This is a genomic window from Bacillus sp. GMs2/2, from assembly GCF_050172095.1.
GTDB classification, from domain to species: Bacteria; Bacillota; Bacilli; order Bacillales; family Bacillaceae_G; genus Bacillus_A; species Bacillus_A cereus.
This window is the reverse complement of sequence record NZ_JBNLYE010000156.1, coordinates 1-9,724: the sequence shown is the minus strand read 5'-3', so window position 1 is coordinate 9,724 and position 9,724 is coordinate 1. Positions and strand designations below refer to the sequence as shown.

Genomic DNA, 9,724 nt, shown 5'->3' with positions numbered 1-9,724 from the left:
AAGAAAAATGTCAAAGGCGCTTATTAGCATTACAGCAAATTTTGAAAGAAGAAAAAATCGCGGTTATGCTTGTTATGGAAGGATGGGATGCGGCTGGTAAAGGTGGGGCAATTAAGCGGGTGACGGAACACCTTGACCCGCGTGGGTTCCAAGTAAATCCAATTGGAGCGCCTGCACCTCATGAAAAACGTTACCATTATTTGCAACGTTTCTGGCGCAAAATTCCACAGTACGGGCAAATCACCATTTTTGATCGCTCATGGTACGGTCGTGTGTTAGTTGAGCGTGTTGAAGGATTTGCTACAAAGGAAGAGTGGATGAGAGCATATGATGAGATTAATGATTTTGAAAAACTACTAACAGATGACCATTACATAATAGGGAAGTTCTTCTACCATATAAGTAAAGAGGAACAGTTAAAGAGATTTAAAGATAGAGAGAAAAATCCTTTGAAAAGATGGAAAATTACAGACGAAGATTGGCGTAATCGTGAAAAATGGGATGAGTATGTTGAAGTAATGGAAGACATGTTTGAAAAAACAAGTAAGCCAAATGCGAAGTGGCATATTATTGAAAGTAACGATAAATTGTATGCTCGTGTGAAAACGTTAAAAATCATTATTTCATTCATTGAGGATTATTTCTTAGAACATGGTATAGAATTTCCTTCTTATTATTATGAAATGAAAGAGGATATTGAAGGTTTGCAAGATGTAGGTGTGAAAGAGTAAATAAGAAAATGGCCCTGTGAATTGGTGAAACCAAATTATGGGGTTTTTTTATTTAGAAACATTTTACAATTAACAGAATAAGGTATATAATCAATAATCATATTAATATTGTTAATATGATTATTGATTATATACTATGTGGGGGTTTTACTTTGAAGGGAAGAGATGTTGTTTTAGGTTTATTAATGGAAAAGGAATTGTCTGGTTACGATATTAAAATTGTGTTTGAAGACGTATTTACTCATTTTTTTGATGGAAGTTTTGGAATGATTTATCCAACGTTACGGCAATTGGAGAATGAAGGGAAAATAAAAAAAGAGGTTGTCATGCAAGAGGGAAAACCGAATAAGAAAATGTACTTTATTACAGATGAGGGGCGTGAAGAATTTTATCAATACATGCAGACACCTGTAGAGAAGGATGTTTTACGTTCGGATTTTTTAATGAGAATGTATTTTGGTAACTATAGTGATGATGTAACAATAAAAAAATGGATTAAAGATGAAATTGAAAGAAAAGAAGCGTACATTGCAGATCTTCGATTGAAATATGAAAAGTGGAGAGTAGGTATTACTTTCGTCGAAGAAATTTCACTAGATGTAGGTATTGCATCGTATAGTGCACAAGTGGAGACTTTGAAGAAAAAATTAGAAGAGTTAGAGGCGAAAGAAAACAATAAAACAGAAGAATGAAAAACGCGTTCACAATAAATAAAGGGGTATATAAAGATGGAGCAATCAAAGGGTATTAAGATTGTCTTTTTAATGTGTCTAGGTATCTTTCTTTGTATGATTGATACGACAATTATGAATATAGCTTTACCGGCAATACAATCGAGTGTAAATACTTCGTTAGAAAAGATGTCTTGGGTATTAAATGTTTATACAATGACGATTGCAGTACTTGCCATTCCGTTAGGGCGGATAGCTGATATCTTTGGAAAAGCAAAGATGTATATTCTTGGTCTGGTGATTTTTGGTGGTGGATCGGTACTTTGCGCTTTTGCTAATACAGGTGATTTTCTTATTTTTTCTCGTTTTATACAAAGTATTGGGGCAGCGATTTTATTTCCAACAAGTATGGTAATTGGTGTATCAGCTATGCCATTAGCTAAGAGGCATGTTGCGCTTGCAATTTTAGGAGTAACACAAGGATTGTCAGCTGCTATGGGACCAGTAATAGGTGGAATTATTACGCAACATTTAGGATGGAGATGGGTGTTCTTCGTTAATGTTCCGGTTTGTATAATAGGAATCGTGTTATGTTGCATCATGCTACAAATAAAAAATGAAGAACGTATTATCTCAAAAATAGATTGGATAGGACTACTATTAAGTAGCACAGCAATTTTTTCATTTACTCTCATATTAGTAAAAGGTAATACATGGGGATGGCAAAGTAATATTGCTTTGTCTTGTTATGCAATTAGCACTATTTCTCTTATTCTATTTGTTTTAGTAGAACGAAAGATTCATAATCCAATGGTGAATTTAAAGTTATTTCAAGATCGAATGTTTGTCGGAGCGTCTATCGTTGTTATATTAAGTAATTTATTTTTAATTGGAGTTACTGTATTGCTTCCAACTTTCTTGACGAAACTACAAGGTCGAACGGAAATTGAAGCGGCTTTTTTAGTGACACCTATTTCAGCAATGATATTTTTTGTCTCACCAGTTGCAGCAACTTTAATTAAAAAACTCGGAAAAGTAACTATTATTTTGTCAGGATTTCTTATTATGGGGCTTTCCTACTATTGGTTGCAAATGATTGATGTTCATTCAACAAATATAGAAATTATTATTCCATGTATGATATTAGGTGTTGGATATGGTTTAGTAGTGGGGCCAATTACAGTTTTAAGTGCGTCTTCGTTTGAAGGAGAATTGTTAACTGCTTCTCAAAGTGTTGTATCAATGTTACGACAAGTCGGAATTGTATTGGCAGTCGCAATATTTGTCTCTAACTTAACTTACAATTTAACTGTAAATAAAGAAAAAGTATATCGTTATGCAGAAGAAAAGGTGCGTACTATTCATGTGAATAGTACTGAGCAAACTGAAATTTTACAAATGACTAAAGAGAAAATAGAGAATCAAAGTTTAGAGTCGAATATAAATAAGAAACAAAATGCAATGACAATGGGATTAAGTAAAGAGAAAAAGGAAGAATTGATTCGCGACAAGACGGATGAAATATTAAGAAAAGTTCCAGTAGAATATAGAGATGTAAAAAGAGAAGAAGTTATGAGGAAAGTGACAAAAGAAGTTGAAAAACAAGAGGAAAGTATAAAGAAAGAGGTACTCACATTTTCAAATGATGTGAATCATTATGCCAAGAATCAGATGGCTATGAGTTTTACAGATTTATATAAAGCAAGTGTGCCAATTATTTTAATTTGTGCTTTCGCAAGTTTGTTGTTTTGGGAAGGGAAAGCTTTGAGTAAAAAGAGAAAGGGAAGGATAGTAGAAGAAGCGTAAAGGAAAACAGGCTATAGCAGCCTGTTTTTTTCATTGTTTTCTCCTTGCATATTGTGAATATTAGTATTTTTAATATAGCATGGGATAAGTCGAGTATGATTAGAAAGTTTTTTAGAATGAAAGGAAGGAATGGAAAATGCCATTGAATATGTAACGTTATACATAGTACATTAACAAGAGGGATTAATTTTAAAAGGAGGATGGGGAATTGCTAGATAAGGCAGGGGCTTTAATAGATAATCATGTGTACACAGAAGAAGAGCAACAAAAACTATACAAACGAACGTTAATAATCGTCAGCATTTCACAAATGTTTGGCGGTGCAGGACTAGCTGCTGGTATTACAGTGGGAGCACTTCTTGCGCAGCAAATGCTTGGAACAGATGCATTTGCAGGATTACCAACTGCTATGTTTACATTAGGATCAGCATTAGCAGCTTTCATAGTAGGGAAGCTTTCGCAACGATATGGACGCCGGATAGGTCTTGCAACAGGGTTTATAGTAGGTGGATTTGGAGCAATTGGTGTTGTAATGGCAGCTTTAACGAATAGCATTATTCTTTTACTTATTTCTTTACTCATATATGGTGCCGGTACAGCCACGAATCTACAAGCTCGTTATGCAGGTACAGATTTAGCAGATAAGAAGCAGAGAGCAACGGCTGTTAGTATTACGATGGTAATGACGACTTTCGGTGCAGTTGCAGGACCAAATTTAGTAGGAGTAATGGGTAGTTTTGCGCATTCAATTGGAGTTCCTAAACTTGCAGGTCCGTTCATACTATCGGCAGCAGCATTTATACTGGCGGGTCTAGTTCTTTTTGTTATGCTTCGTCCAGATCCGTTAATTATTGCTAACATAATAGAAAGATATAAACAGGAACATACATATAAAGGGCAACCAATAACAGAAGAAGTGAAAGAAAATAAACGAGGTATTACAGTTGGAGCAATCGTAATGATACTTACGCAAATCGTGATGGTTGCGATTATGACGATGACGCCAGTTCATATGGGACACCACGGTCACGGTTTAAGTGCAGTAGGACTTGTGATAGGTTTTCATGTAGGTGCAATGTATCTTCCATCTCTCGTTACAGGAATGTTAATTGATAAAATTGGCCGAACTACAATGAGCATAGCTGGTGGAGTGATTTTACTTGCAGCGGGTGTCATAGCTGCGATAGCGCCAAGTGATTCTTTATTACTATTAATCGTTGCTCTGTCTTTACTTGGGCTAGGATGGAACCTCGGATTGATTAGTGGTACAGCACAAATCGTTGATTCCACAACACCGTCTACACGTGCTAAAACACAAGGGAAAATAGATGTTTTTATTGCGCTAGCTGGAGCTTCTGGTGGAGCGATGTCAGGTATGGTAGTAGCGAATTCAAGTTATGCGGCATTGTCATTGGCTGGAGGCGTGTTAGCGTTATTACTTATTCCTGTTGTGATATGGTCTCGAAAAGGGGCAAGAAATTAAATGAAAAAGAGGTTCTAGTTACTGACTAGAGCCTCTTTTTATACACTTAAATTAAATTTCACTCTACAATAAGCCCTAAATGTGTAAGACCACCACCGAATAAAATACAGGTCGTTCTATCGGTATAATCAGTAACTTTAGATAATGTCTCTGTCGCTACGACAAGTACTTTTTCATGTGATCCAGAAGTGATTAAGCTATTATCGACGTGTAGTCCATATGTAAAACCAGCACAAGTTGCATTTAAATCAAAAGCTAGTGTATGAGGTATGTTGAAGTATTGTTGTATTTGGCAAGCAACACTAGGGAAAACGTAATCAGCAGTAGTAGTAGCGACAATGATACAGTCGACATCTTCTAAGTTTTTCTTATATGTTGTACATAAATTTTTTATTGCTTTAATGGCTAAGTTTGAGGAATATTCTTCTTCGCTAGCGATTCTTCTTTCCTTCATTCCTGTTCTTTGTACAATCCATTCATCATTCGTATGGACCATCTTTTCTAAATCGTTATTAGACAATATTTGATCTGGAACATAAGTACCAATTGCAGTAATACGAGATTTAGAATGCATAGGAACATCTCCTAATTTTTATTTTTATAACCTGATACTAATATCAGGCTATAGAAATTTCAATATAGATTTTTGTTGTATTAAAACGATAATACTTAACTTACAAGGAATTTGGCGAGTGCTGTAAAAATAATATACGAGAAGTTTCTAAAATTGATAATTGCTTTTGTTATTTTTATTGTGAGAAAAACTCGCAAAAAATGACGATTAAAGTAAAAAAATAACGATTTTCTTTAGTGTGATATAGGTTGTTAAACCTTGTGAAAGCGAATTACTTATGCTACACTTTATGTAACTTAAAATGAACGGAGGGGCTTCCTTTGATCTTAATCAGATTACGTCTCAATACTTTGTGCCAATAATTGAATAGCGCTCAAAGGCTCTGTCTGTGTACAGAGTGAACGGGATTGGTCTGCCTATTTTAAAGGAACCCTTTATTAAGCTTATATGTGAAAAAGAGGGAGGGACGAATACGCCCTCTTTTTGTTTTGCCTTTATAAATAGAATGGGATTGTATAGGTGAACGCTTATTGTGGATACGTATATGATCTTGGGACTTTTTGACTATAAAATAGGATGAAAGCATAGCTTTCTTCTATTTCTTTGGTGAACCCTTATCCGTTTACGAAAACACAGGCAGCGACCTGTGTTTTTTATTTTACGTAATCGAAATGGAGGAATAAATATATGGAAGAAGTATTACAAAGAGCAGTTTTAGTTGGAGTAAATGTAGGTAATGAAGATGATTTTGCATATTCGATGGAAGAGTTAACAAATCTTGCGGAAGCCTGTGATGTAGAGGTAATTGGGCAAGTAACGCAAAATTTACAACGAGTAAATCCATCGCATTATATCGGAAAAGGAAAGATTGAAGAAGTAGCAGCGTATGTACAAGAAATAGATGCGAATATGGTCATCTTTAATGATGAATTATCTCCTTCACAAATTCGAAATTTAGAAGAGGATTTAGATTGTAAGGTAATTGATCGTACCATTTTAATTTTAGATATTTTTGCGCAACGTGCGAAAACGAAAGAAGCACAGCTACAAGTAGAAGTAGCCCATCTTCAGTATATGATGCCTCGTTTAATCGGTCTTCGTGAATCGTTAGGAAGACAGAGCGGCGGCGTTGGTACGAAAAATAAAGGTGTCGGTGAGAAGAAGTTAGAGTTAGACCGTCGTAAAATTGAAGAACAAATTTCAGTTTTAAATAAAGATTTAGAAGCGCTCGTTGCCCAGCGTCAAACGCAGCGAAAGCAGCGTAAGAAAAATGAAATACCTGTTGTAGCATTAGTAGGTTATACGAATGCAGGAAAGTCCACGACGATGAATGCAATGCTTGAAATTTATAATGGTACAGAAGAAAAACAAGTATTTGAAAAAGATATGTTATTCGCGACGTTAGAAACATCTGTACGAAATATTGATTTGCCAGATAATAAATCATTTTTATTAACAGATACAGTTGGATTTGTAAGTAAATTACCACATCATCTTGTGAAGGCGTTCCGTTCAACGTTAGAAGAAGTAGCGGAAGCAGACCTACTTATTCACGTTGTAGATTACGCAAATCCAAATTATGAACAATTAATTGATATTACAAATGAAACGTTAAAGAAAATTGGAGTAGAAAATATTCCAACGATCTATGCTTATAATAAATCAGATATGGTGGATGTTGAAATTCCGAAAGTACAAGAAGACCGCGTGTATTTATCAGCGAAGAAACATGTTGGAATTGAAGAACTTGTAGAAATGATTCGCTCACACATCTATAAAGAATATACGAAGTGTGAAATGTTAATTCCATATGATCAAGGACAGGTAGTTTCGTATTTCAATAATCATGCACACGTTTTATCTACGAGTTACGAAAACGAGGGTACCAAATTAGAAATAGAATGTAAGACGAGTGATTACGAGAAGTATAAGCATTTTGCAATTTAATGTAAGAGGCAACCCAGTATGTGATTGGGTTGTCTTTTTTTTTGTACTGTTTTACCGCTGAAAGTTACAAGGATGCAAGCCAATGACGGGAGTTAAGTTATATTTCTGGAAAAAGAAATGAAAGCAGTATAGAATAGAAATGTTTCAAAAGTCAGAATTTATTACACCTACTGTAATAAATATATATTTTGTACAGAAAGGGGAGATTCACATATGCAGGCAGTTTCACACAAAAAAACTGTAGAAACACCGACAATATATCGAATTTTATTTGCGATTAGCTTTGGGCATTTTTTAAATGATTCGATGCAAGCAGTTGTGCCGGCGTTGTTTCCTATTTTGGAAAAAACGATGAATTTATCCTATATGCAAGTAGGGTGGATTGCGTTTGCATTAAATATGACGTCATCGATTATGCAACCGGTGTTTGGTATGTATTCAGATAAGAAGCCGTCACCATTTTTATTACCACTCGGCATGTTTTCAAGTATGCTTGGAATGATTGGACTCGCGTTTGCACCAAACTTTATTATTGTTATTATTTCTGTTTTATTTATTGGTTTAGGTTCCGCGGTCTTTCATCCAGAAGGCGCTCGTGTTGCGTATATGGCGGCAGGTGCAAAACGAGGGTTAGCGCAAGCAATTTATCAAGTTGGGGGAAACACGGGGAATTCTTTAGCTCCTATTTTTACAGCGCTAATTTTCGTTCCACTCGGTCAAATTGGTTCATTAGGTTTTACAGCATTTGCAGCAGTAGGAATTGTATTATTAATTTTCGTATCGAATTGGTACAAAAATGAATTAGCAACCGGTGCTGTAAGAAGGAAGAAGAGGGCTGCACTTGAGGCGGAAAATGCAATTGTAAACACACACATTAAATTCGTTATTATACTTCTTGTTTTTCTTACTTTTGTACGCTCTTGGTACGGTGCTGGTATCGGGAATTTCTATCAATTTTACTTAATAGAGCATTACGGTTTATCTATAAAAAATGCCCAGTATTTCGTATTCGCATTTATGATTGCTGGTGTGTTAGGAACTTTCTTCGGAGGACCGTTAGCAGATCGATTTGGTAAGAAAAATATCATCGTATTTTCAATGTTAGGTTCAGCGCCACTTGCACTGTTATTACCACATGTCTCACTTGTGTGGGTCGTACCGTTATTTTTATGTATTGGTTTTATTAGTTCAAGTAGTTTTAGTGTAATTGTTGTATATGCACAAGAGCTTGTACCTGGAAAAGTGGGAATGGTGTCAGGATTAATCGTAGGTCTTGCGTTTGGACTTGGAGCATTAGGTGCAGTAGTTCTTGGGAAATTAGCAGATATATATAGCCTGCAATTTATTATGCTATTATGTAGTTGTCTACCATTAATTGGACTCACTTCATGGTTACTGCCAAGTGATAAGAAAACGATAGAATAGGGGATGCGCTATGAAATTGTGTGAAAACGTTACGGAATTAATAGGAGATACACCTGTCGTCCGATTATCTAAATTTATTCCGGAAGACGCAGCAGATGTGTATGTGAAACTAGAAATGTTTAATCCATCGCGCAGTGTGAAAGACCGTGCTGCTTATAATTTACTTCACGTTGCAGAAGAAAATGGTCTCATCAAACCAGGAGATACAATTATTGAACCGACAAGCGGGAATACAGGGATTGGTTTAGCGATGAATGCAGCAGCTAAAGGGTATAAAGCGATTTTAATTATGCCAGATAATATGTCAAAAGAGCGTATTAATTTATTGAAAGCATACGGAGCAGAAGTAGTTTTAACACCAGCAGAACAAAGAATGCCAGGAGCAATTGCGAAGGCGTTAGAACTGCAAAAACAAATACCGAATAGTTTTATCCCGCAACAATTTGAAAATCCAGCTAATCCGAATATTCACCGTTATACGACTGCGCTTGAAATTTACGAACAAATGGATGGAGAGCTGGACGCTTTTGTTGCAACGGCAGGAACAGGCGGAACTATTACAGGGACTGGTGAAACGTTAAAAGAGAAATTACCAAACTTATATATTGCAGTAGTGGAACCGAAAGGATCTCCCGTTTTATCAGGTGGTGTACCAGGTCCTCATAAACTAGTAGGAACAAGCCCAGGGTTTATCCCGAAAAACTTAAATACAGAAGTGTATAACGAAATTATTCAAATTGCAGACGAAGAGGCTTTAACGACAATGAGAAACTTAGCTAGACAAGAGGGATTATTAGTTGGGCCGTCTTCTGGAGCATCTGTTTACGCTGCAATCATGATAGCGAAACGTCTAGGCGTTGGTAAAAAAGTTTTATGTATTGCGCCTGATACAGGTGAACGTTATTTGAGCATGGGGTTATTTGAATAAAAAGGATAGAAACACCTTAATAGTGAATAGCTGCTATTAAGGTGTTTGTTTTATGGAATGAAGAGGGGGAGAAGAACAATGAAACTATTAAAACCAATACATGAATATAGTGAGCATATTACGGCGTATAGACAAGCGTTTTTACACTCAGGGGAACAA

At 35.8% G+C, this 9,724-nt stretch carries 7 protein-coding genes and 2 pseudogenes; 8 read left to right on the top strand and 1 reads right to left on the bottom strand.

Features of this window, described 5'->3' with window-relative positions:
* The 4 genes from ACQGS6_RS17870 to ACQGS6_RS17855 form a co-directional block, all read left to right on the top strand.
* On the top strand, positions 1–731 hold a 731-nt coding region (locus tag ACQGS6_RS17870; RefSeq protein ID WP_426965371.1), incomplete at its 5' end, for a polyphosphate kinase 2 family protein.
* A gap of 152 nt (positions 732–883) precedes the next feature.
* Positions 884–1,423 carry a PadR family transcriptional regulator gene (locus ACQGS6_RS17865; RefSeq protein WP_000678333.1) on the top strand — a complete coding sequence of 180 codons (540 nt, stop codon included), beginning with the start codon at positions 884–886 and terminating at the stop codon, positions 1,421–1,423.
* Between the two features lie 36 nt (positions 1,424–1,459).
* Positions 1,460–3,208: an MFS transporter gene (locus ACQGS6_RS17860; RefSeq protein ID WP_000438107.1), complete on the top strand. Its 1,749-nt coding sequence runs from the start codon at positions 1,460–1,462 to the stop codon at positions 3,206–3,208.
* 208 nt (positions 3,209–3,416) lie between these two features.
* On the top strand, positions 3,417–4,691 hold the full coding sequence (locus ACQGS6_RS17855; RefSeq protein WP_000884517.1) for an MFS transporter: 1,275 nt from the start codon (positions 3,417–3,419) through the stop codon (positions 4,689–4,691).
* Positions 4,692–4,779: 88 nt separating this feature from the next.
* Here the strand turns inward: ACQGS6_RS17855 and ACQGS6_RS17850 are convergent.
* A pseudogene (locus ACQGS6_RS17850) lies at positions 4,780–5,265 on the bottom strand (ketoacyl-ACP synthase III); the annotation flags it as partial.
* A 687-nt stretch (positions 5,266–5,952) separates the two neighbouring features.
* On the opposite strand from ACQGS6_RS17850, the gene hflX reads away from it, so the two are divergent.
* The 4 genes and pseudogenes from hflX to ACQGS6_RS17830 form a co-directional block, all read left to right on the top strand.
* Positions 5,953–7,212, top strand: a complete 1,260-nt coding sequence (hflX, locus tag ACQGS6_RS17845; protein WP_000393281.1) for a GTPase HflX — start codon at positions 5,953–5,955, stop codon at positions 7,210–7,212.
* Positions 7,213–7,425: 213 nt separating this feature from the next.
* A complete protein-coding gene (locus ACQGS6_RS17840; RefSeq protein ID WP_025966204.1) occupies positions 7,426–8,637 on the top strand; it encodes an MFS transporter in 1,212 nt (403 codons plus the stop codon).
* A 10-nt stretch (positions 8,638–8,647) separates the two neighbouring features.
* Complete coding sequence (gene cysK, locus ACQGS6_RS17835; RefSeq protein WP_000762273.1) at positions 8,648–9,565, top strand: cysteine synthase A; 918 nt, start codon at positions 8,648–8,650, stop codon at positions 9,563–9,565.
* Between the two features lie 78 nt (positions 9,566–9,643).
* Positions 9,644–9,724 (top strand): annotated as a pseudogene (locus ACQGS6_RS17830) (GNAT family N-acetyltransferase); the annotation flags it as partial.